The organism is Bythopirellula superficialaquae (assembly GCF_059632245.1).
Genome location: NZ_CP197426.1, coordinates 3169978 through 3193103, shown reverse-complemented (window position 1 = coordinate 3193103; position 23126 = coordinate 3169978). Strand labels below are relative to the sequence as shown.

Genomic DNA, 23126 nt, shown 5'->3' with positions numbered 1-23126 from the left:
CCTTTCTCATTAAACTTCAGTACGCGACCTTGCTGGGATTGGCCTTCCACAAGTCAAACAACTCACAACATTCTTCGGTCAGCAACCCACTAATCAACTTCACCTCGCTCTTGCCGATCCGCAGCAATTCCGCGGCGGGGAGTTGCAGTTCGTTGAACCCGGCCGTGTCGGCATCGGCAATCGACGCACCGTAGTAAACGGTACCCACGCGGGCCCAATGTAACGCCGCCATGCACATGGGGCAGGGCTCGCAGGTGGTCGCGACAACCGCGTCGGTAAGGAAGATGTTCTCAATCGTCTTGCAACCGACGCGGATCGCGTTCACTTCGGCGTGGGCCGTGATGTCGGTGGTGAGGACCACGGTGTTGTGGGCGCGGGAGATCACTTGGTCACCGATGGCAATGGCACAACCAAACGGGCTTTGGCCGTGGGCAATCCCTTCACGGCAGGTTTCGATGGCCATTTGCATGAGTTCGGCGGGATCGATCATTCGCTACACCTCAGACTGAATGTGGTGAACAAACCATACCGGGTGCCACGGGTGGCTTGCCCACCCGTGCTGCGAAGACACTGCTGGGCAAGCCAGCAATGGCACCCAGACTCAGCACGGTCATCCAATAAAATTCTAGCTGCTACTAGAATACCAGAAAAAGCTAGCTAACGCCTAGCGTCAATCCGCTTGGATGCGGGGCCTACGCAGAATCCACCACAGCCTTAAGCTTCGCCCAAACGCTTAAGCATTTTCACCAGCGATTCCCCTAGGCCTTGAACGCCCTTAAGCAACGGTTCGTCACGTAGTTGGCCATCGTCAGTGAATTCCTGATGAGCGTTGGGGACGGCGCGTTGATCGGGTAACACAAGCACTCCGATGTTCCCCAGGATCGCACGCACGTGAACCAAGCCACGCAAGCCGCCGAGCGTGCCGGGGGATGCCGCCATCAATACGGCCACCTTATCGATGTAAGCCGCCAAGCGTGGTTCGTCCGGTTGGGGACGCGACACCCAGTCGATCACGTTCTTTAACATGGGTGTGATCGAACTGTTGTATTCCGGGCAAGAGATTATGAGCCCATCGTTGGCAAGAAAAAGTTGACGCAGCTTGAGGGCATTCTCCGGGTAGCCCTCTTTTTCTAAGTCCTCGTCCATGATCGGCAGCGGATAATCGGCCAGATCGATCAGCGTCACTTCGGCACCAGCCACCCGGGCAGCATCGGCCGCGATCTTCACGAGTTTTTTGTTGTAAGAATCTTTACGGGCGCTACCGGCAAAGGCCAAGATGCGAGGAACTTTTTGCGACATGTTTGACTCTCCAAGTGTGTGAGAGCGTATTGTAGCAAAATCCACGCAGCTTGGCCCAGTGACTAATTTTTACCACGGAGACACGGAGTTCACGGAGAGAGAATTTCTTTAGTAGCCGCAGGCGGTAGCCTCAGGTGTTTTAATTTTGACTCTCGCTACTCGCAACTCGTAGCTCGCAACTCACCACTACTTCACCGTCACCGTATAAGTCTCAATTTCCGGCTCAGGCTGCGTAGGATAGGTCTTCTTGAACTCAATCGTGACCGTCCCTATGCCCGTGGCTTGAAAGACAAACTCCTTCTGATGTGCGCCGATCAAAGGCCCCCCTTCGCCGACGTGGATCACAGAATAGGAATCAAGCAGTTTCGCTTTGCCAGTGATTTTGGGGGCAGCAATCGACCCGCCGGAGATTGTCGACGCCGTGAGACGAAACAAGGGCGCCTTGCCGGTGACGGTGAACTTGGTAACGCCCTCTTGGGGGACGGTGATGGTTTTCTCAGCAGACTTCTCCGCGGCAAGGGCGGGGGAGAGGGTGAGAAGGCAAGCGAGAAAGAGGAACAATGTGCAGGTACGGTGCATGGGGAGAGTCTCCGGCTAGGGGTGAAATGGTAGAGTCAGAATACCATTAGCGCGGAAAGTAAGTAGATAGGATTTTTTGTAGGCCGTGAACAAGCTCGGCGCAGTTCCGGCAGGGTTTAGTAAACACTCAGAATTGCCGGAACTTCGTGCAACTCGTTCCGGTCTACGAATCTAAGCACTTACTCCGTGTTCGACATAGCTCGAACACTGGGACGATCAGCTGAGGTCGGCAAGCGAAGTTGATCGGCGGGGACTGTGGCAACCGCAACCGTGTGTCCAGTCATGTCAAAGAATTCAACACTGTAGCCGACCGTATCAACACCTTTGACTTCATGCCGCTCAACGACCGTGCCGATATCACCGGAGCGTAGACCTTCTCCCGGCAAGTCCGCAGTTAGAATCACATCTTTGTAAAGTTCGAAATCAGACATAAGTTACTCCGGATACATTGTAATCAATCGGGGGTAGTCCGTGCCAAGATCGATTTGCCAGATGCTGCGGAACATGACGGTATCACCCGAAGGACCTGTCAAAGGTGCCACGATCTCGTAGCGTTTCCCCCATATGCTATCACGGCTTTCGACAACCTCTGCCGCTAAGTGCTGTTGGAGAATATCGTTTGCAAGCACTTGCCAACTACGAACATCATAGCCAAGTGCGTTGAGAAGCTTGGCTTTGCTGCCACCACGACGATGCGTAATGTTCAGAAGGTAAAAGATAATTTTCTCATCTGGAATAGTCGCCGAGTTCGCGTTAGGAAGATTCATTGCTAATCGTCACTCTGCGAATGTGCAAGTTTTTTAGGGTTCTGTTTTACCTCACCGCGATCAGCGCATCCAGTTCCTGCTTCAGCTTTGGCAAAATCTCGTTGTAAGGGTATTGCCCTAGCGATTCGCTGCGGCGTTTGAGGTTGACGTAATGCGGGCCGCACCACAGGCCGAGGTCGGCGTCGTCGGTTTCGCCGGGGCCGTTCACGCGGCAGCCCATCACGGCAATCGTGATCGCCTTTTCCGCAGCGTAGCGGGTCATTTCCTTCACCTGTTCGGCGAGTTCGATGAACGCTTCGTTCTCAACCCGCGAACAGCTGGGGCAGCTGATGATGTTGAGCGTGTCGAGGCCATAATCGACGAACGAGCGGACACGCCCGGCGGCGATGTCGGCTAGGATTTGTCGTCCTGCGGCGATTTCCTCGGGCTTGCGCGGATTGGAAACGGTGAGCGACACACGAATTGTGTCGCCGATGCCGCGGCTGATGAGTTGCTCGAACGCGATGCGGGTTTTGATGATGCCGTCGGGGGGCATGCCGGCTTCGGTCACGCCCAGATGCAGTGGCACGTCGGGACGGACTTCGGCAAAGCGGCGATTCACCTCGATCACCTTGTTGGGATCGGAATCCTTGAGCGATACACAGTAACGTGTAAAACCCAACTCATCGAGATGCCGGCAATGCTCGAGCGCGCTATCGAGCATCGGGCTGATCGAATCATCTTCGGGATATTGATTGCGTTTGTCGGGATCGACGCTGCCGCAATTGACGCCGACGCGGATGGCACAATCGTTGTCGGTGGCTACCCCAGCGAGATATTTCACTTTTTCCTGCCACGGCTTGGTGCGCTCGTGATGATAAAGGTGGCCCGGGTTGTAGCGAACTTTGTCGACGTGCGGGGCAACCAACTCGGCGAGGCGATAATTTTCTTGCAGGTCGACCGAGAGGTTGGCCTTTGTCTGGCGACGAATTTCGGCGAGCGCGGCGGCATCTTGCTGATTATCGACGGCGATCCGTACGACGTCGGCCCCGGCTTCATACAGGGCGTTCACTTGCGCGACCGTGGCGTCGATGTTCTGCGTGTGCGTGGCGGTCATGCTTTGCACGGCGATCGGGTGCGTGCCGCCGATGGCGGTTGTGCCGATGCGAACCGAGCGGGTGGGATTGCGGGTGATATTCAAGGCCGTGTGCTCTGACTTGGGAATGGGATGTTATGGGGAATTATAGGAAAGACACGGTCGGTGTGTCATCCCGAGCCCCGGCCCGCGTAGCGACCCGGCTATTGGCTAGCCGAGGCTGAGCCATAACAGAATCATCGAATAGGAATTGAATACGGCGTGGGCGACGATTGGCGCGACCAGGCGATGCGTGCGCTGATACAAGTAGCCCAGCACGATTCCGAATAAAACCAGCGGAACGGGGGACACGCCGTGGCCCACGTGGGCGATGCCGAAAATCGTGCCGCTGGAGAGAATTGGCAACCAACCGTGCGGCACGCCGGGGAGCAAGCCTTCCCGCGGGAGTTGCATCGGTTGCGGAGTGAGCGGCAGCGGAAGGACGTTGGGCTCTTCGTCGTCATCATCGAGTGGATCAGAGGTTACCTCGTCCTCTTCCGAAAGTGCGTTGTCGCCTTCAACTTCAATCGGTTGTGGTCGTTCCGTGGCGGTGAAGCCCATCAACTCGTCTTCAAATTTTTCGAGCCAACCCTGAAACAACAAACGAAACGTGAATTCCTCGCAAATGGGAGCCGCGACGACGACCATCACCATGCCCATCAACATCATCGCGGGGGTATGCGTTTGCTTTAGCTCCTCAATGAGCGGATGCTCGGTCTCGGGTTGCAAGGCAAGAATCAAAAACAGTTGAATAAGAAAGACGGGCAGAATCGAAGCCAAGGCCGCCACGACGCCGGCTTTGGCGCCATGCAACCATTCTTCTTTGTTTTGCGGCACGCCAAGATCGCTACTATTCGCATTGACCGTGGAGCGTAGGAGGAGCGCGATAGCCACCACAAAGAACAGCATCAGTGTGGTTGACACCAGGGCGTTGATCACAAAGTTTGAATGGTCGTCGTCGTTTGCGTCGTCAGAATTCACGCCGTCAGAAACTGCCGCTTCAACTTCTTCGACAATTTCCGGCGTGTGTTGCTCAACAACGGTCTGGGGACTTTTCGGAGAATCGACCTGCAAGAACGCGCTGACAATCCCCAGTAGTGGAAAAAGCAATGCCAACAGCGCAACACTTAATCCCCAGGGAACACGGTAGCGGGGTTCGTAGGCCAGCAGCCGCATGCCAAAAATGTGACGCTGAAACAGGAAGAACAAGGCCGCGAGGCTCGACAGATAGGTGCCGATGATGAACACCTGCGATGCGAAGCTGGTTTCAACAGGCATGTTCGTATCGCATCAGTTGGCGCTAAATTTTTTCACTGCGGAGCGGACGTAGCTCACGCCGGAATAGAGCGTGAGCAGCACCATCGCCCAGGCCACGGCGGTGAGGCCCTGCGTCATCCACGTGGGAGGAACAACTCGCCAAGTGTTCGTGGCCTGATCGACGTAAGTGAGATGCACCATGCTCCAACCGGCAGCCAAGCATTGCAGGGCCATCTTCCATTTGCCGACCCACTTGGCCGAGAAGTCGCCGCCATGCTGTTCGACAAAAGTTCGTAGCGCGGTCACAAGCAATTCGCGGCCCGTCACGACGACCGCCATCCAAGCAGCAATGCCCGATGGCCAAACTCCGTTGGTCAGGGGTGGAATGGCCGCGAGCAAAATGAAGACGCCGCAGATGAGCAACTTGTCGGCGAACGGATCGACCACGCGGCCGAATTGTGTGATCTGCTGATATTTGCGCGCCCAGTAGCCGTCGAGCCAATCGGTGCCGACCGTCACGACGAACAAAGCGAGCGAAGTTTTGTACCAACCCAGCGGCAAAAATACGAAGAGCGCCAACGCCAACACGATCCGCGCCAGCGTGAGCTGGTTGGGAAAGTTCCACACGGTGGTGGACGGGTTGGTGACCGTGGATTCAGACATAAGAAATCAACCGCGGAGGGACGCTAATCGACGCTGATATTAGCTTAATTGAAGTTTCGAGAATGGTCTATTGTGAATGTGCTGAGAGTCGAGAGACAAGAGTCCAGAGCCAGGCTGATTGGCTCTGGACTCTTGTCTCTTAGCTCTTGACTGATGGTCAGCTACCTCGGCTCACCAATCGCCACCCCGATGAGATCGTATTCCTGCCGGGCGACAATTTCGCAGGGGACAATCTTCCCCGCGGCAAGGCCTTCGCCGGAAACATAGATAATGCCGTCGACGTCGGGGGCATCGGCGTGGCTGCGGCCGATCCAGGCGTTGGTCTCGCCGGGGACTTGCGAATCGAGGATCACATCCACCTGCCGACCGATTTGGCTCTCGTTCCACTGGAACGCAACTTCTTGCTGCACGCCCATCAGATGATCCCGACGCGCGGCCTTTACTTCTTCGGGAAGATGGTCGGGAAGTTTCGCCGCGGGGGTGTCGGGCTCGAACGAATAAGTAAACACACCCAGCCGCTCAAATTTTTGCGTGCGGATGAACTCTTCCAGTTCCGCGACATGTTCTTCAGTCTCGCCAGGGAAACCGGTGATCATCGTGGTCCGCATGACGAGATTCGGAATCGCAGCACGCAGCTTGCCGAGCAAAGTTTCGGTTTCGCTCCGCGTGACGCGGCGTTGCATACGGCGGAGCATGAAGTCGCTCGCGTGTTGCAACGGCATGTCGAGATACGGCACGATCTTTTTGCTGGCCGCGATTACGTCGATCAGTTCGTCGCTGAAATACATCGGATACAAGTACATCAGCCGAATCCACTCGAGACCTTCGACTTGTTCCAATTGTCTTAGCAATTCCGGCAGCCGAGTTTCGCCGTACAGATCGAGGCCGTAATAGGTCGTGTCTTGAGCGACGACGACCAGCTCACGCACGCCATCGGCGGCAAGTTCTTTGGCTTCGGCGATGACGGTTTCAATCGGTTTGGTGACATGCTTGCCGCGCATCTTAGGAATCGCGCAGAACGTGCAGAGCCGGTCGCAGCCTTCACTGATTTTCAGAAAGGCGAAATGCTTGGGGGTGATCCGCAATCGCTGATTATCGGGGAGCGTGTGCGTGGGGGCCGGTTGAAAAACGCTCCGCTGTTCGGCGAGCCCACCGATCAGCCGGTCGGCAACTTTAGTGACTTCTTCGCGACCGAACACGCCGACGAGCTGGTCGATCCCGGGGCGGTCGACCAGGAGTGATTCCTTTTGACGCTCGGCGAGGCACCCCGAAACGATCACGCCACGGAGTTTGCCCTGGCGTTTGAGCTCAAGCATTTCATCGATCGCACCGAACGACTCCTGGCGAGCTTGCTCGATGAAGCCGCAGGTGTTCACGATCGCAAAGTCGGCCCCCTGGGGATCGTTGACCAGTTGATAGCCGTCGAGCTGCAGCATGCCCAGCATTCGCTCGCTGTCGACCAAATTTTTGGGACAGCCGAGGCTAATGAAGGCATAACGACCCTTGGGGCCTGTGCGGTCCGTCTTCGTATCGTAGTCGGTACTATATGTTGTGGTCACTAAACGTCCCTGGAGTTGGCTCGCCCCCTGTTCACGTCTGAACGGGGCAGACAATCCCCCATCATACCTCTTGGAACAGATTGGGAATAGCCGCGGCAGCCGCGATCCTAGGCCCTAAGGCTTGCCAAATCGCCAAACTCGCGTACTATACATATGTACACAAAATGGTTTGCGGAGGGCGATCATGCTGACCGAGATTCCCGTCGAACAACTGAAGGAAACGATCAACGATTGTGCCCAGGAATTGCTGGCCGGGGCGGGGATCGACCGCCCACCGATCGATGCGATGCTTATCGCGGAGCGGCTGAAATTGGTCATCGCGCGCGACGATCAAGCCGCTGTGCGGGCACGCTTTATCCGCGTCGGGCTCCCCAATCGCGCGGGGCGAGGGACAATTTTGCTCGCCGATGATCCCCGGCCTGAACGGCGGCAGTGGGCGGTCGCTCACGAGATTGGCGAATACGCCGCGCATCAGGTGTTCTCGGAATTGGGAATCGATCCGACCGATCTCGTCGCGGCGGAACGCGAGCAGATGGCCAATCATTTGGCGAACGCCCTGTTGTTGCCGTTCGAGTGGTTTCGCGCGGATGGTTTTGCCGTTGATTGGGATCTGTGTGAGCTCAAGCAGATTTACACGACGGCCAGCCACGAACTGATCGCGCGGCGGATGCTCTCGATGTCGCCCAGTGTGATTATTTCGTTGTTCGATCAAGGGAAGCTGGTTTGGCGAAAGAGTAACGTGCTGCGGCGGTCACCGGCGATGGTGCCAGCGGAATTGAGCACCTGGCAGGTGGCTCACAAACAAGGCGAGCCAGCGCAATATGATTGTCAGGACTTGCCCGAGGGTTTGCGCGACGTGCGGTGTTGGCCCGTGCATGAGCCCGATTGGAAACGCGAGATTTTGCGGACGGCATTAGAAGATTGGTGATGTTGTTTGGAGCGCTAAGCCGCAAGCGGCGAGGAGTTCGTTGATGATGTAGGGCTTGCCGAGGATTGTGTGAATGCCCATCGCGCGGAGCTGGGTGAAATTTTCTTTGCGGGGGAAGTCGAGCAGCACGATCATGTTGCCACCGGCTTGTTGAATCGTGCTGGCGAAGGTTTGCAACTGGGCCAGTTCTGGTGGATCGAGCTGACCACCGTCCCACAGACCGAGATTTGCGTCGACGGGGATTTGCGAAGTTTCACGAGACCAAACGCAGTCGATGCCGTGATGCTCTAAAGTCGCGGCGATAGTTTCAAAGCTGGCGAGCGAGGGTGAATGCACGGCGGCGATTGCATCCAACTCGCAATCCCAATCGACCGCGAAATCCCTTGGCGTCAGCGGGCCATCTAAACTCGGTAAACAAGCTGCGTTATTTTCAAGTTGCCGTGGCCACCAGGAGAGAAATTCATACCAATACAGACGCAGCACGCCGGTAAGAGGCACTCCCGTGCGAAGTTCCCCTTCGCACCAACTACCGGCGACGACAACGATCTTCGCTAGCGGAGCAAGGCGGCGGAGTTGTTCGATCTCGCGTTGTTGGATGCTACCAGGCAAGGGTTGCGCGAGCAGGATCAGCTGCGGCTGGAATTGATCGCCCGCTAGGATTTTGCAGGCGGAGTTGGAGTCTTCGGCAAACAGCCAGTCGTTGGCTCCTTTGATTTGTGAAACACAAAGGGCGAACTCGCCGTGGCTCCAATTGCCGATGGCGAGGATGGTGGTTGTGGAAGTACCTAAGCAAGTTACGTGTCGTGATTCGGCTATGGTTGGAGTGGACAACATTATTCTTAGGCCTGTTGCCCTCCCCTAGCCCCTCCCGGAGTACCGGAGAGGGGGATGAGACGCGTTAGTCATTGAGTTCGCTGTCGCGTTGGGCGACTAAATCGTGGGCGGCGATTGCATCGGGGGCATCGCGCAATGCGAACAGCCAATCGGGGTCGGTGATCATGCGGCTCAAACGGGCCAGGATGCGCAAATGTTCGTGATCGTTCGTGGAACAGATTAGGAAAAAAACGTCGGTCAGACCGCTGGATCCGCCGAAGGGAATGCCTTGGCTGGTGATCCCCAGTGCAATCACGGCCTCGCTAAGGATTGAAATTTGCGGTCGGCGGGGGTGCATGAGCGCCACGCCAATGTCGAGCGCCGTAGGGTGCATCGCTTCACGCGCGGTCACCGCTTCGGCCATCTTAGCGGCGTCCCACAACAAACCCGTGTTGGCCGCGAATTGGGCCATATCGGTAATCACACTGTTGCGAGTGCGTGCCCCTAAGGGGATGGCAATCGCTTCCACGGGCAGCAATGCCGAAATCGAAAGATCGCCTTCGGCCAATTTATCGGCGCGTTCGAGGCTGGTTTCAAGTTGAGCGAGCTCGCCATCGTCGGAGAGGCCAATACGATCTTCGAGCCAATGGTGAACCTCGGCTCGCGAAAAGCGCCAATCGCCACCCACACGTCGCGCGGGAATCTTACCGCGATCGGCGAGTTTGGAGATTTGCGTAGGCAGCATATGTAGATAAGCAGCCAACGCGGCGACGTCGAAATCTTCTTCAGCCATTGTTAGCAAAATGTTTGAGAATTTGGACGCGGCATCGGCACGATACCGGCTAACGCTAGCTGCATTGTCAGCGCAAGCGGGGGACAAAGTCTACGGCAAACCAGCAGGATTAAGCTGATAGCGTGTTGATTTTGAATCTCGTGCAAGTCGCCTTGACACATTTTCGCAAATGAACACAATCCGGCTCGCCCTCGCAGAAGAGCCTTCCCAGAGATTCTTCACCACTCGAGGGCAAAAGCGGAGAAACGGATTTCTTCGCACGAGCCGTCACGGCAGACACCGCTCCCCCCGCATTGGTAGTGGTGTCGGCTCCCAGGCAAGGAGGCCTGGCATGATGCACGCGACAAAAACTTGCGCCGCCGATTTGCACGGTAGTGTTTCACTGGAGCGGTTGTTTGCCGACGCCACCCGTACTGGTTCTCAGTCCATTCTCGCCACGACTTGCACGAGCGATTGGCGTGAAGTTCAAGCTGGCGACGTTTTCGTAGCCCTTTCCGAACGACTCGGCAACGAAGAAGACGGCCACCCCTACGTTCAACAAGCCGTCGAACGGGGCGCGATCGCGATTGTTTGCGAAGAGCCGGTTCCCGTGTTCGACGTGCCCACCTATATCGTGGCAGATAGCCGCGTGGCTTACGGCAAGCTTTGCCAAGCCTTGTCGGGCAATCCTCACGTGACTTTGCCCGTGATCGCCGTGACCGGCACCCACGGCAAGTCGACGGTTATCGCTTTGTTGGATTCGATCTTCGCGATGGCCGGCAAGCATTGCGGCAAGATCAGCGGCGTCGGCTGCTACGACGGCATGTCGCACAGCGCAGGTATTGAAATTCCCTCGGCTCCTGAATTGGCTTCACGGATGGAGCGGATGGTTGCCGCGGGTTGCACGCACGCTTTGATGGAAGTTTCGAGCGAAGCGATTGCTCAATCCGCTTTTGCCGGTGTCGCGTTTGATGCGGTGTGTATTACGAACGTGTCGGACGCCCACCTCGATTTGCACAACTCGGTGCAAAGTTATCGTAATCTCAAACGACGGATTCTTGAATCACTCGATCCGGCGGGCGTGGCGGTGTTCAATGCCGACGATCCCGTGAGCATCAAGTGGCTCAATCACGTCGACGGACCCGTGCTGACCTACGGCACGAAAGGTCAAGCTGAAGTTTCAGCGTACCTGATCGAACAGCATTCCAACGAACAAGTTTTCATGATCTCGGCCGGCAGCCAGTCCGCTGCGATGCGGACCACAATGATTGGTGAGCATCATATTTCGAATTGTTTGGCTGCGGCGGCTATCGCTTTGACATACGGCATCGACTTGCAGTTGATCGCCGCGGGAATTGAAGCGGTTGAGAATCTTCCAGGCCGGATGGAACGTGTCGACTGCGGGCAAGGATTTCCCGTGTATGTCGATGCCGCCAACACCGCCGAGTCGCTGCGGGCGAGCTTGCGAACCGCTCGGCAGTTATGCACCGGCCGCGTGGTGTGCGTGTTGGGTGATCCTGGGCAAGCAACCTATACAGAACAATTGGCCGTGGCTCATGTGGTGAGCCGTTTGGCCGACATCGCTATTGTGGCCCGCCCCTTTCCCGAAGAGGAAGTGGGTGTCGGCGATAGCGAACAACGCGCGACCGTAGAAATCGTGACCGATCGGGCAGAAGCCATCGCTTGTGCGGTGGGTCTGGCCCAACCTGGTGACGTAGTTGTGATTGCTGGCTGTCGGTGGGAGCCGCAGCGAGCTTATGGAACATTTGCCGTAAACGGAGAAGAGGGCGATGCCGCGTTGACTCGCCATCTATTGTATGCCCGAGTGAAGCAGCCCATGCTTCGCTTGGTTGCCTAAGGTTTTCAGTCAACGCTTGAAGATAGGACCCAGTTTGACCATGGAATGGATTGATACTCTTATGTTAGAGCCAAAACCACAACACAAAGTCACGCATCTGCGTATCCATCGCGAAGCGATGCAAGTACGCGTTGCACAAGGTACATCACTACTCTGTGCGGATATTGTCACGCATCAGGAAACGACCGAGGCCCTGGAGCTACTGCGAGGATTCAGAGCCACCGGTCGTCGCATGGTGCTGTGCGATACGTCGCAAATCAGTGCGGGACGGCAACTCGGTCAGTCCATCGTCGCCGAAGGTGGCGCGTCGGTGCTGGTGAGCTGCGGCATGTCTGGCCGAGAAGTGGCCATTGGTGCCCGCGACTCAGGACTTGACCTTGCCAATGTTGTCGTTTGTCGCGATAGTCGTGCCGCTTGTGAGTTGTTGGCCTGTCGATTGTTGCCCGGCGACACCGTGTTGCTCTTGGGCGTCGATCAGGAAGGCTGTGACCGGCTCGTCGATTTGCTCGACGATCGTGCACAGTTTTCGTTGTCGGCCGCGGCTTAGGCGAACATTGAAATTATTGGAAACTGTTGAAGCTTCATCGTAAGTTTTGTTGGATTGCGGGGTCTGACAAACTGCCCTCCCTGGGGTCGGAGCAATAGAGCCTATCCGAGGCAGCTTCTGGGTCAGCTGCCTGATAGGTGCTTCACGATGAAGCTTATGTCTGGGCACCGGGGTAACGCGTCGCGTTGCCCCGGTTGCTCAGCGGATTTTCTTGAAACCCGTAGCGATCACAAATCATGACCACGTCGTCGCCTCATATCATGTTTGCCGGCGGTGGGGCTCAGGGGCAACTCTTTCCCGGGATCGCGGTGGCAGCCCACGTTGCCCAGCAAATCCCTCAGGCCGTGATTTCGTTCGCTGGTCCTGGCCGTTGCCGTGAAAAGCATTCTGTCCGAACTTCCGGTTATCAATATGTGACCGTGCCGTCGCAGCCATTGCCGAGAAATCCGATGCAGGCCCTGCGGTTTGTCACGGACAACATCGCTGGTTACTGCGCCGCGAAATGGATTCTGCGGGAGCAGAATGTGTCGCTAGTCGTGGGGCTCGGCGGGCACACGAGCACCTCAGTCGTGCGAGCCGCCGCCGAACGCGGTACGCCGTTTATCATGCTCGAACAAAATTCCGTGCCGAGCCGCACCACCCGTTGGCTGGCACGCGCGGCCCGAATGGTGTGCGTGGCTTTTGAAGAAACTAAGCCCCATCTCCATGTGCAAGCCCCTGTGAAAGTGACGGGGAATCCCGTCCGGCCAGCGTTCGAAGCGCTGTTTAATCGCTTGCAGCAAAAACGCATGCGCGAACCCAATCCGCTCCGGCAGAAGCGAATGGTCATCCTCGGCGGTGCCGGTGGGGCACGTTCGCTCAACGAATCGATGCCAGCGGCGCTCAAGCAGCTGCAAGAACTTTTGACCGATTGGCAGATCGTTCATCAAACGGGTGAAGGCCAATTGCAAGAAACCGAGCAGCGTTACCGCCAGTTGGGCGTGCCCGCGTTGGCGGTGACGTACATCGATGAAATTGCCTCAGTGATGTTCGAAAGCGATTTGGTTGTTTGCCGGTCCGGTGGCACGACGCTCGCGGAATTAGCACTCGCCGGTGTGCCCGCTTTGTTGGTTCCCTACGCATTTTCACGCGAAGATCAGCAACTCGCGAATGCCAAAGTTTACGCCGCCTCGAAGGCTTGCCGTTTGATTGATGAGGCGTCGCAAGTCGGTTCGCTCGATAAAGCCCTAGCTCGCGAACTGACGCATATCCTGATTGACGAAAATTTGCGTAAGACGATGGCGCTCAACATGCGAGGCTTGGCACGTCCTCTTGCTTCGGCCGAGATAGCCAGTGCGATCTGCGAAGCTTTGTATGGCGCGAAGAAAAACATCGCGGCGTAATCTTCGGTTTTCTTCATAGCCGGATTGCAACGCAATCCGGGGAAAACTTCTTCGTCCTGCTTCCCGGACCGCCTAGATGGCAATCAATGACCGTAAATGTCTTCGGTCACTTTGCCGCGGAAGGTCCAATAGACGACCGTCGTGTAGCTAATGACGGCGGGCATGCCGATCACGGCAATGATCAGCATGATCGTCAGCGTTTTCTGACTTGATGCGGCGTTGTAAATCGTGAGACTGTTGGCGGGGTCGTTGCTCGCTGTTACGAGATTCGGAAAGAGCGCGATCCCCACGAGTGCCACCTGGCAGGCGATTCCTAGAGATGACGAAATAAAAGCTTGGCCGATACTCTTGTAATAAATACAGCGCGGGATGTTGGCCATCGCTAGCACATTGATCAACACGATCCCCATGGCCCACGGGGCGTGATTGAAATTGGCCGTCGCGCGGGGAATTTCGGCGAGCGTGTACATTGTCGCCAAATTCCAGAGCACGAGATACAGACCCCAGGCATGCCAGATCCAGCGATAGAAGAGTCGCTGCGTGCCCCCTTCGGTTTTGAGGTGCAAGTAAAGCCCGCCATGCAAAGCAAACATGGCCACGGTGAGCAGACCAATGAGAATGGGGTAGGGGCGCAACAAATCGTGAATGCCACCGATGAATTCGCCCCGTTCGTTGAGTGGAATACCCAGCAGGCCGTTGGCTGTGGTGACACCAAACAAAAACGACGCGATCAAACTCGAGCCGAAAAAGGCATAGTCCCACAGATTTCGCCACTGGGCCGAGGAAACTTTGCTGCGAAATTCTAAGCTCACGCCGCGAAAGATCAAGCAAAACAGCAGCAGCATAAACGGCGTGTAAAATGCCGAGAAGATCGTCGCATAAGCTTCGGGAAATGCGGCGAAGAGCGCACCGCCAAAGGTCACCAACCAGACTTCGTTACCGTCCCAGATCGGACCGATCGAACTCATCACGAGCCGGCGTTCTTCGTCGCTGCGGGCCAGCGGATGCAGAATGCCCACGCCAAGATCAAAGCCGTCGAGAATTGCATACCCAGCAAGCAGAATCCCCAGCAGCACAAACCAAATCAGATTCAAATCCATGGTTAATGCTGCTCCTTGGCATCGGTGAGCGACTCGCGATGCTCAACACGCGCCGTGGCAGCACCCATGGCACCAGGTTTGTCAGTCGTCACTTTCTGGGACACGCTCTCCGGGCCCTTTTGAATCTTTTGATGCAAAACATAAACCCAAATCACAAAGAGCAACATGTAGATGGCCGTGAACATGATGATCGAACCGACGACTTGCTCGGCGGTAATGGCTTGCGACACGGCTTTGGTGGTTCGCAAACCTCCCTCTTCGTCGTAAACGAACTGACCTTCGTCGTTGATGAGCCGCTCGCCACGTTCCGTTTGTTCAAACGGCGGATAGACAATCCACGGTTGACGGCCCACTTCGGCGGCAACCCAGCCCGCTTCGTTGGCAATGAACGCGGGAATCACGGCAAAGACGAACGTCCACATTAGCCAGCGGTGATTGAACAGCGTATTGCGAAATCGCAAAAACGTCGCCATCAAGGTGATGGCAATAAAAAACATACCGATGGCGATCATGATGTGATAGCTGAAGAATGAAATCGCCACGGGGGGGCGATCTTCTTCGCGAAACTTGTCGAGGCCGATCACCGTCGCGTCGGGATCGTTAAACAACAGCATGCTCAACCCGCCGGGAATCGCGAGATTGCCTTTGATTGTTTCCGATTCGGAATCCGGCCAGCCGATGATGCTCATATCCGCGGGGCCCGTTTTGAAATGGGCTTCAAACGCGGCGAGCTTCGCCGGTTGCGTTTCATAAACTTTGTGGGCCTGGAAGTGTCCGCTCACTAACATGGCAAGGCTCGAAATCGTGGCAAGCCACAATCCACCTGTGAACGAGCGTTCCGCAAAGTCACGATGCTTGTTCTTGAGCAAATACCAGGCGGAGATGCTCATCACAAACGCCGCACCGAGAATAAAGCACCCCAACCACACGTGGATGAGGCGGTGCACGGTCGATGGATTAAAAACCATGGCCCAGAAGTCGGTGATCTCGGCCCGGCGGATGACTTCGCCGTTAATAACCCACGGCTGGCCGTCGCGCATGATCGGGACGATATGATGTCCGGCGGGGGTTTGTTGCCAACTGTTGGCGACCGTGATCCAGATCGAACTGAAAATCGAACCAAGCGACACCATCAACGCGGCAAAGAAATGAAAGCCTGGGCTCACCTTGTCCCAGCCAAACACCAATACGGCCAGGAAGCCCGATTCGAGAAAGAACGCAAAAATGCCTTCCGCCGCCAGCGCCGAACCAAACACGTCACCCACGAAGCGGGAATACGTTGCCCAGTTCGTGCCGAACTCAAATTCCATGACGATGCCGGTGGCCACGCCGATGGCAAAGTTGACGGCAAAGATTTTTGTCCAAAACCGCGCGGCCTCTTCGTAGATGGCTTCCCGAGTGCGCAAGTATTGGGCTTCGAGATAGACGAGGACGACCCCCATACCGATCGTGAGCGGGGGAAACAGATAGTGAAACATGATGGTCAGCGCGAACTGAATGCGCGACAACATCACCACGTCCAACCATTCGGCAAACAGCAAATTTTCGGTTAGCAACATGGTCCACGTCCGATGCAACTGCGGCGCTAGCCTTACGCGTCCGCATGCTCATCCATTGGCCAGTCTACAAAAGAAGCGTTTTGCGGCCTAGGGACCGCAAGAGATTTGGCATGTAATTCACAAAGCTTCGTGCAATGTGGCTCAATCCTGTGCGAGCGGGAACATATTTTTACAACAGCTTACGCACAGTTCCTGGCACGATCGGTTTATGCCGCAACGAACTCGCTACTGCGGCGAAGCAGAGTTCCAAGCTTCGCAGATTGTTTCGCGCGCTGTGCGAGGGTTGGCGTTTTTCTTCGATCGCGCACAGCAGTTCGCCCATTGTGCCGTGGAAGCCGTCGGGGAACCACGTCCCTTTGATCTTGGGCGAAATGATTCCGTCGGCGGTGACGATTTCGATTCGTTGCCCCGCGAGATTCACTCCCGCGGAACGAATCAGACCTTGCGTGCCCGAGATGAGCGTGCGATCCCATGAACCTTTGGGCACGTTGCCATCGAAGGTGAGCGTGGACTGCGCATTGTCGTATTCGATGAGCACTTGCCCTAACAGCGCGGGGCTGATCGTTTGGATTTTAGTTTTGGCCGTCGAAGCATAAACGCGCGTCGGGGCTTCCGCACTCATCACCGTGGAAAGAAAATCGAACCAGTGGATGGCGAAATCATAGAGAATGAGTTGCTCGACTTGTTCAAACGGAGTTCCTTTGACCCAACTATGATCCCAATGCACGCCGCAATGCACTCCGACGATTTCGCCCAACAGGCCGGAATGAGCGGCTTCACGCAGGTAACTAAAATGCGGTGCCCAACGCCCATTCTGATTGACGGCCAGCGACACACCCATTTGATCGGCGAGATCCGCGAGCTTTTCGCCCACGTCAAGATCGAGCACAAACGGCTTTTGGCTGAGCACGTGCTTTTTCGCTTTGAGACAATCCTTAATAATTGGTGGGCGATTATGCGGATGAGTCGTGACGTCTACGACTTCGATGTTGGGCAGCCTGAGCATCTCGCGGTAGTCGGTGAAAACTTGCGCGTGGGGATAAAACTCCTGCCGACGTTTCTCGGCATTTTCGATTTTCACATCGCAGAGCGCGGTCACACGGTAGCCCGCCGCGTGATAGGCGGTAAGATGATGCTTCGTGATACCACCGCAACCGATGAGCGCGATTTCCGGCGAATATTTTTTGGGATCGCGCGGCAGATAAGGTAAATTCGGAAATGCGATTTGCTTGGCAGGTTTTTTAGCGGGTTGTTTACTCATAGGGACGAACTTGACGGTGTATGCGTGGGACTCGATAAAGGGGACTAGCGTAGCAATTTTCGGGCCAGTCAACCACGCTCACTCTACGCAAAATCAAAGGAGTAATTGCATGGATACCAGTTCACTTTCCAACAACGATCTCATCACGGCTTACCAAGATGCCGCGAGAGAATTAGTCGACGCGGTTGCGGATCTCACTCCGGAGGAACTGCGAACGCGGATCGCGCCCGGCAAGTGGAGCGTGCAGGAAGTTGTTTGCCACATTGCCGATTTCGAAGTCATTAATGCCGAGCGGATTCGCCGGGTGCTAGCCGAAGATGATCCGACACTATTCAACGGCGAGCCGGATGATTTTGAGCGCACGTTGTTCTACGAAAAACGAGACGTTGCCGAAGAGCTGCTGTTGATTCAGACGATTCGCAACCAAACAGCCCTCATCTTGCGAAATATTCCCGATGAAACTTGGCAACGCAGCGGCATTCATAGCACCGATGGCCCGCTCACGTTGCGGCAGTTGATCGAGCGGGTGAGCAAACACATTCCCCATCATGTGGCCTTCATTCGCGACAAGCGGGCGGCCATGCGGGCTCGGAAATAGCGGGGAATCCGTCGATTTCCCAAGGCTCCTTACCCTTGTAAATTGCCGGTAGATCGGTAATCTTGAGGGTTTGCCAGTGTACGCACAACCCAGAACGAAAAACCGGTCATGGCCCAGTCAAGCGAAAATAGTCAGGCAAGCGGAAGTAAACGGATTCTTCTCGTCGACGACGATGCCGAAATCATCGAATCGTTGCGTCTGGCTTTGGAAGCCAACGACTATGAAGTGCTGGTGGCTCGCGACGGCAATCAAGGGCTCGCCTTGATCGAGCGTGAATCGCCCGATTTGATCATTCTGGACATGATGATGCCCAAGCGGAGCGGTTTTCTTGTGCTCGAACGCTTGAAGCGCATGGGCGAAAAGCGGCATCGGATCATCATGATCACCGCCAACGAAGGGGCACGGCACAAAGCCTACGCCGAAATGCTGGGCGTCGATGATTACGTACGCAAGCCTTTCCCGATGGACCGCTTGATCCAAAGCGTTGACCGTCTGCTGAGTGCATGAGTTGGTCCATAACCGGCGTTTTCGACCGATTTGCTAATTGCCGGTTTTCGACAAGTCGCAGATAATGAGTGGCCGTGGCACGGCTGGCTCGTGCGCTTTTCTTGGCCTTACTCTCATATAAGTTGAGCTGACCATGACTCGCTCGGTTTGGTGCGCTGTTTGTCTCTGTATGTGCGCTTTGTTTGGTTGCTCGAATCAAGCCGCCAAAACTCCCCAGGAATTCGTAGAGCAGATCGAGAAATCGCTCAAGGAATTGCCTTTCTACAGCACGGACTTGGAAGTGGCGCTCGATATCTCGGTCCAAGGCCAAGAGCAGAACATGGACGCGGCGTTCGATATCGTGATCGAAAAACCGAATCGTTGGGCCATCGTTCGTAAAAGCGGCGCGATGGGGGGGACAAGCATTTCCGATGGCGAACAGGTGACCACCTATCTCCCTATGGTCAATAGCTATGTCGTTGAAAAATTATCCGACGAGACGATCCCTTCGCTCGACGATGAACAGTCGTTGATGATCTTGGGGGCTGGTTCACTCGCACAGATTTTCCAGGGCGAGGGGCTCGAAAAGTTTTTACTGCAAGACAAGAAGAAATCAAAACTATTGCCCAGCGAAGTCATTGATGGCAAAGAATATCAGGTCGCGTCTTTTGAACGCGACAACGGCACGCAGCTGAAGGTCTGGGCGGATCCAGCGAATCACATGCTTGTGCGGCGAGTCGAGATCGTGCCCGACGTTACGAAGATCGCGCCCCCCGGCCAGGCCGACTCGGTCAAAATTGTCGCCAACTTGGATTTCACTGACTGGGACCTCGAGAAAAAACCTGCTGCAGGCGATTTTGTGTTTACTCCTCCCGAAGGAGCTAAGAAGGCCGATTCGTTGGCCGAGGCGTTGACGCCCAAGCAGCCGCCACATCCGCTGCTGGGCGAACCAGCACCGGAGTTTACGGTTAAGGATTTGGAAGGCAATGAAGTTTCGTTGGCGTCCTACAAAGATAAAGATGCGGTGATTCTCGACTTCTGGGCAACATGGTGCGGACCTTGCACGGCAGCGCTGCCGATCATCTCGAAGGTTGCCGGCGAGTTTGCTGATAAGAACGTCGTATTTTACGCGGTGAATGTGGCTGAAACGCCGGACGTGATCAAAGAGTTTCTTACCGAAAGCAATCTGAATGTTCCGGTCTTGCTGGACGAAGATTCTTCGGTCAGCGAGCTGTACGGCGTGTCGGGAATTCCGCAAACGGTGTTGATCGATAAGGCAGGTCGCGTGCAAGTTGTGCATGTGGGATTTGGGGGCGACCTAGAACAGAAACTCACCCAAGAGTTGGACGATATCCTGGCCGGAAAAGATTTGGCAACTGCCGAATTGAAAGAGCACGAAGGCGGCGAGGAAGAGGAAAGTGCCGAGCCCGCAGACGAGGCTGATGAGGTAAAGTCGGAAACTGAGGAAGCGGCATCAGCTGCAGAAGCAGCCGATGTGGACTAGGTCCTAAATCGAAGCACGAGTACGATCTAAACGCCCAGGGATTGCAATCCCTGGGCGATCTCAATTCTGCAACATAATTTTGACGAGCGAAATCGATGGATCGACTTTCGTCGGTGATTGAGCCGATCAAACGTTTGTTTGCGCTCGATCTTCGCTCGCTCGCTTGTTTGCGGATCGGCCTGGGGCTGCTGATCCTGATCGATCTGTTGCTCCGTTCGCGCGATCTCGTGGCGTTTTACACCGATCAAGGTCTCTTGCCGCGGTCGCTGCTCACTACCAGCCCAAATGCACTGACTCATTGGTCGTTGCATTTGGTGAATGGTGCGCCCTGGTTTCAGGCACTGTTGTTTTGTGTCGCGGGGATCGCCGCAGGGATGTTGGTTGCCGGCTATCGAACGACCTGGGCCGCGACGATTTCTTGGGTACTCTTGGCATCGCTTCACCTCCGGAACCCGCTGATTCTCAACGCTGGGGACAAGTATCTGGCACTGCTGACGTTTTGGGGGATTTTTTTGCCTTTGGGTGCGAAATGGTCTGTTGATGCCAGGCAGAGTAATAAGACCGCCGCTGCGGCAGTCATTTCATTGGCGAGTTTTGCACTCTATTCGCAAGTGGCGTTCGTGTATGTGAGCACCGCGCTGCTCAAGTGGCAACAGAACGTGTGGCAAACGGGCGATGCCATTCAACTGGCGCTTTCCAAAGATTATGTCGTCACTGGTTGGGGACAGTGGCTTGCCGGGCATCCTGAATTGCTCAAGCCGCTCACGCCTGCGACGCTCTATCTGGAACTCTTGAGCCCGCTGGCGATTTTGCTTTCAAGAGGTTGGTTGCGCGTGGCGGTGCTGGCGGTCTTAGCTCTTTTTCATATCGCTTTGGCGGCGTGCTTTACGATTGGATTGTTCCCGTATGTGTGCCTGGTGGCTTACACCGCATTTCTGCCCGAAAAATTTTGGGCCGTAGTGCTCAAAGATTCTGCTGCCAGCGAAACGAGAATGTATCAGCCACCGAGAACGCACGTTGTGCTGCGGGGCTGCAAGCAGACGTTTCTGGCGTTGGCGATATTGGTATCGCTTTGGTCCTGCATAACCGTTGTCACCCCCAGTTGGAGAATGCCGGAAGTCGTGCGAAATCTGGAGCGAGTGTTTCGCTGGCGGCAAAGCTGGAAGATGTTCACAAATATCCACGAAGCAGTCGACGGTTGGTTTGTCTTTCACGCCCAATTCGCCGATGGACATAGCGAAGATTTGCTCTCCGGGGCTAGTCCCGTTTCCTATGAGAAACCGTCACTGGCGTCGGCGAACTTTCCCAACATGCGATGGCGAAAGCTCTGCACGAATTTGAAATCGTCCGGCGCCAAAACCGTGCGAGAATTCTTGGGTGACTACCTGCTGCTCGATCGCGACCGTCGGCACCACGACGTTCACAAGCTGTTAGGGCTCGAGATTGTTTACGTGGAGCCTGCGAAAGATGCCGACGGCGAGAACGAAATCGAAGTTCTGGGCGCAAGCTTCGCCACGCCCCAGCCGCTCGACAAAGAGGTGCTATTCGAATGGCAAAACGAAGCACGGAAATATCACGACGTGTTTATTCGTGAGTGACGGCCAAGCTAGCGCACCGGCAAGTCAATCGGCTCCCACTGATTGGGTTCCGCGGTGACTTCTTTGACGATCCCACTGGTGGCAGGATCGGCATAGCGGGGTGGAAGCAGATGTGTGCCGTCGCGCACCATTTCTTCACCCGCGCGCCGAGGAGCCCGCAGTTCAACTGCTACCGTGTAAGGCCCCGGAAGTGCGCCGTCATTGCCTGAGATCGTAGTTATAGAAAAATTACCGCTCTCATCAGTGATCGCGATGGGCAGCGGTAAGCCGGCCAGTCGTTCACCTTGAGGAAAAAGAGTAACTTTAGCTTCCGCCACGGGTTTGCCCGCTCGTGTGATCGTGCCACTCACGGGCGCAAGCGTCGGCAATGCTTCTCCACATCCGGCAAATACCGAACAAACCAAGAGCAACATAAAACCAGTTTTACAGCGATTGAATTCCTTGATGCCGAAGCGTCCCACTAATATTCCTTTATGATTTCTCTGCCGGCACGGGTCGTAAGATCGGCAAGGGTTCGCAGGCTGATATCCTCACTCAAATAGCGAACCGATCCATCGGCAAAAGTGAAGTTAGCACCACTGGGATGAAAGCTGTAATAGCAGTGGCCCCATTCGTTGGAATTGTTAATCGAAACCGTGCCGGGAATCGTACCAAAAGCAGCCTTCCAAGGGTTACGCGAACCGATGGGGTAGGGGTTGTCCGTAGTCGCCCAAGCTCCGCCGCGGGCACGAATAGGTGGGCTTCCGGTGTAATCGACTCCAAAGAACTCCCGCCCACGGTAAACGTCCTCGCGTCCCACGCATTCGCCGAGCATGATCGTATTCGACATTCCATCGGAGACATTCTTGATTTGATTGCTTTTATTGAATTCGTATTGCTCGGCTATTACGCCATCGAGGACGAGGTTGTCAGCCCCCGTGGAAAGTTTTTCGTTGTAGTTGACCACTTGCTGGTCGGCGGCCAAAGAGGTGTTGATATCCATATGCACGCCAGTTGGCGTGAAATAGTCTCCACAAGCACCCGTCTTATTGGGTGGACTCGCTTCCGGTTTATCCTGCAACCGTTGCTGAATGGGGGTCGACGGACAAAGCAACAGTGCTAAGGGATTTTGTACGATTGTACGATTGGGTTCGCGCCACCAATCGACGTCGAGATCGTATCCTACGATCAAATTTCCTTGCTCAACGTAAGGCAAGATGAAAGGTGCCCAATTGTTAATACCAGGGATAGGTGTTCCAGTGGGTGCATTAGGGTCTGGATTGATTGTTGCCAGTGGAAACTCTTTCTTAGCACTTTCATAATTCAGAAAGGCTAGGCCCATTTGCTTCATATTATTAAGGCATTGTGAGCGCCGTGCCGCCTCGCGAGCCGCTTGAATTGCGGGCAACAGCAAGGCCACGAGCACGCCAATAATAGCGATGACCACCAACAGTTCGACGAGCGTGAATCCATTTCGACGCGGGTTGTATTTGGTCATAATAA

The 23126-nt window shown here is 55.5% G+C and carries 24 protein-coding genes; 8 read left to right on the top strand and 16 right to left on the bottom strand.

Going from position 1 to position 23126, the window contains the following annotated elements; genetic code table 11:
• Positions 1 to 16 precede the first annotated feature (16 nt).
• The 9 genes from SH678x_RS13005 to rimO all read right to left on the bottom strand — a co-directional run bounded on the left by SH678x_RS13005 (position 17) and on the right by rimO (position 7238).
• Positions 17 to 490, bottom strand: coding sequence for a nucleoside deaminase (locus SH678x_RS13005; RefSeq protein ID WP_496918885.1), 474 nt, complete (start codon positions 488 to 490; stop codon positions 17 to 19).
• A 224-nt stretch (positions 491 to 714) separates the two neighbouring features.
• A complete protein-coding gene (locus tag SH678x_RS13000) occupies positions 715 to 1299 on the bottom strand; it encodes an NADPH-dependent FMN reductase (protein ID WP_496918884.1) in 585 nt (194 codons plus the stop codon).
• A gap of 186 nt (positions 1300 to 1485) precedes the next feature.
• Positions 1486 to 1878 carry a hypothetical protein gene (locus tag SH678x_RS12995; RefSeq protein WP_496918883.1) on the bottom strand — a complete coding sequence of 131 codons (393 nt, stop codon included), beginning with the start codon at positions 1876 to 1878 and terminating at the stop codon, positions 1486 to 1488.
• 179 nt (positions 1879 to 2057) lie between these two features.
• Positions 2058 to 2309 carry a DUF4926 domain-containing protein gene (locus SH678x_RS12990; RefSeq protein WP_496918882.1) on the bottom strand — a complete coding sequence of 84 codons (252 nt, stop codon included), beginning with the start codon at positions 2307 to 2309 and terminating at the stop codon, positions 2058 to 2060.
• Positions 2310 to 2312: 3 nt separating this feature from the next.
• Entirely contained in the window at positions 2313 to 2645 is a 333-nt protein-coding gene (locus tag SH678x_RS12985) for a DUF6883 domain-containing protein (protein WP_496918881.1), read from the bottom strand.
• Positions 2646 to 2691: 46 nt separating this feature from the next.
• Positions 2692 to 3825, bottom strand: coding sequence for a (E)-4-hydroxy-3-methylbut-2-enyl-diphosphate synthase (ispG, locus tag SH678x_RS12980; protein WP_496918880.1), 1134 nt, complete (start codon positions 3823 to 3825; stop codon positions 2692 to 2694).
• Positions 3826 to 3930: 105 nt separating this feature from the next.
• Positions 3931 to 5037, bottom strand: coding sequence for a CPBP family intramembrane glutamic endopeptidase (locus tag SH678x_RS12975; RefSeq protein WP_496918879.1), 1107 nt, complete (start codon positions 5035 to 5037; stop codon positions 3931 to 3933).
• 12 nt (positions 5038 to 5049) lie between these two features.
• The gene (gene pgsA, locus SH678x_RS12970) at positions 5050 to 5679 is read right to left on the bottom strand and encodes a CDP-diacylglycerol--glycerol-3-phosphate 3-phosphatidyltransferase (RefSeq protein WP_496918878.1); all 630 of its coding nucleotides are present in this window, start codon (positions 5677 to 5679) and stop codon (positions 5050 to 5052) included.
• 161 nt (positions 5680 to 5840) lie between these two features.
• Positions 5841 to 7238, bottom strand: coding sequence for a 30S ribosomal protein S12 methylthiotransferase RimO (gene rimO, locus SH678x_RS12965; RefSeq protein ID WP_496918877.1), 1398 nt, complete (start codon positions 7236 to 7238; stop codon positions 5841 to 5843).
• 184 nt (positions 7239 to 7422) lie between these two features.
• Here rimO and SH678x_RS12960 point away from each other — a divergent pair, with 184 nt between their 5' ends.
• Positions 7423 to 8166, top strand: a complete 744-nt coding sequence (locus tag SH678x_RS12960; protein WP_496918876.1) for an ImmA/IrrE family metallo-endopeptidase — start codon at positions 7423 to 7425, stop codon at positions 8164 to 8166.
• Here SH678x_RS12960 and SH678x_RS12955 read toward each other — a convergent pair.
• Together SH678x_RS12955 and SH678x_RS12950 are read right to left on the bottom strand one after the other, a co-directional pair.
• Complete coding sequence (locus SH678x_RS12955) at positions 8152 to 9000, bottom strand: hypothetical protein (RefSeq protein WP_496918875.1); 849 nt, start codon at positions 8998 to 9000, stop codon at positions 8152 to 8154. The genes SH678x_RS12960 and SH678x_RS12955 overlap by 15 nt on opposite strands.
• Positions 9001 to 9064: 64 nt before the next feature.
• Positions 9065 to 9772 carry a PTS sugar transporter subunit IIA gene (locus tag SH678x_RS12950; RefSeq protein WP_496918874.1) on the bottom strand — a complete coding sequence of 236 codons (708 nt, stop codon included), beginning with the start codon at positions 9770 to 9772 and terminating at the stop codon, positions 9065 to 9067.
• A gap of 331 nt (positions 9773 to 10103) precedes the next feature.
• On the opposite strand from SH678x_RS12950, the gene SH678x_RS12945 reads away from it, so the two are divergent.
• The 3 genes from SH678x_RS12945 (at position 10104) to SH678x_RS12935 (ending at position 13538) form a co-directional block, all read left to right on the top strand.
• Positions 10104 to 11609, top strand: a complete 1506-nt coding sequence (locus tag SH678x_RS12945; RefSeq protein WP_496918873.1) for a Mur ligase family protein — start codon at positions 10104 to 10106, stop codon at positions 11607 to 11609.
• A gap of 61 nt (positions 11610 to 11670) precedes the next feature.
• On the top strand, positions 11671 to 12156 hold the full coding sequence (locus SH678x_RS12940; protein ID WP_496918872.1) for a hypothetical protein: 486 nt from the start codon (positions 11671 to 11673) through the stop codon (positions 12154 to 12156).
• Between the two features lie 236 nt (positions 12157 to 12392).
• A complete protein-coding gene (locus tag SH678x_RS12935; protein WP_496918871.1) occupies positions 12393 to 13538 on the top strand; it encodes a UDP-N-acetylglucosamine--N-acetylmuramyl-(pentapeptide) pyrophosphoryl-undecaprenol N-acetylglucosamine transferase in 1146 nt (381 codons plus the stop codon).
• Positions 13539 to 13621: 83 nt separating this feature from the next.
• On the opposite strand, the gene cydB is transcribed toward SH678x_RS12935, so the two are convergent.
• The 3 genes from cydB to SH678x_RS12920 all read right to left on the bottom strand — a co-directional run bounded on the left by cydB (position 13622) and on the right by SH678x_RS12920 (position 17458).
• The gene (gene cydB, locus SH678x_RS12930; protein ID WP_496918870.1) at positions 13622 to 14638 is read right to left on the bottom strand and encodes a cytochrome d ubiquinol oxidase subunit II; all 1017 of its coding nucleotides are present in this window, start codon (positions 14636 to 14638) and stop codon (positions 13622 to 13624) included.
• Between the two features lie 2 nt (positions 14639 to 14640).
• Positions 14641 to 16197 (bottom strand): cytochrome ubiquinol oxidase subunit I, encoded by a 1557-nt coding sequence (locus SH678x_RS12925; protein ID WP_496918869.1) that lies wholly within the window; start codon positions 16195 to 16197, stop codon positions 14641 to 14643.
• Between the two features lie 169 nt (positions 16198 to 16366).
• Complete coding sequence (locus tag SH678x_RS12920; protein WP_496918868.1) at positions 16367 to 17458, bottom strand: Gfo/Idh/MocA family protein; 1092 nt, start codon at positions 17456 to 17458, stop codon at positions 16367 to 16369.
• A 109-nt stretch (positions 17459 to 17567) separates the two neighbouring features.
• On the opposite strand from SH678x_RS12920, the gene SH678x_RS12915 reads away from it, so the two are divergent.
• From SH678x_RS12915 to SH678x_RS12900, 4 genes are all read left to right on the top strand, one after another.
• The gene (locus tag SH678x_RS12915; protein WP_496918867.1) at positions 17568 to 18056 is read left to right on the top strand and encodes a DinB family protein; all 489 of its coding nucleotides are present in this window, start codon (positions 17568 to 17570) and stop codon (positions 18054 to 18056) included.
• 108 nt (positions 18057 to 18164) lie between these two features.
• The gene (locus tag SH678x_RS12910; protein ID WP_496918866.1) at positions 18165 to 18563 is read left to right on the top strand and encodes a response regulator transcription factor; all 399 of its coding nucleotides are present in this window, start codon (positions 18165 to 18167) and stop codon (positions 18561 to 18563) included.
• 133 nt (positions 18564 to 18696) lie between these two features.
• A complete protein-coding gene (locus SH678x_RS12905) occupies positions 18697 to 20046 on the top strand; it encodes a redoxin domain-containing protein (protein ID WP_496918865.1) in 1350 nt (449 codons plus the stop codon).
• A 95-nt stretch (positions 20047 to 20141) separates the two neighbouring features.
• A complete protein-coding gene (locus tag SH678x_RS12900) occupies positions 20142 to 21644 on the top strand; it encodes an HTTM domain-containing protein (protein WP_496918864.1) in 1503 nt (500 codons plus the stop codon).
• 8 nt (positions 21645 to 21652) lie between these two features.
• Here the strand turns inward: SH678x_RS12900 and SH678x_RS12895 are convergent, their stop codons facing one another.
• Complete coding sequence (locus SH678x_RS12895; protein WP_496918863.1) at positions 21653 to 22105, bottom strand: carboxypeptidase-like regulatory domain-containing protein; 453 nt, start codon at positions 22103 to 22105, stop codon at positions 21653 to 21655.
• Complete coding sequence (locus SH678x_RS12890; RefSeq protein WP_496918862.1) at positions 22105 to 23121, bottom strand: DUF1559 family PulG-like putative transporter; 1017 nt, start codon at positions 23119 to 23121, stop codon at positions 22105 to 22107. The genes SH678x_RS12895 and SH678x_RS12890 overlap by 1 nt, the downstream gene beginning before the upstream one ends.
• Positions 23122 to 23126: the final 5 nt, after the last annotated feature.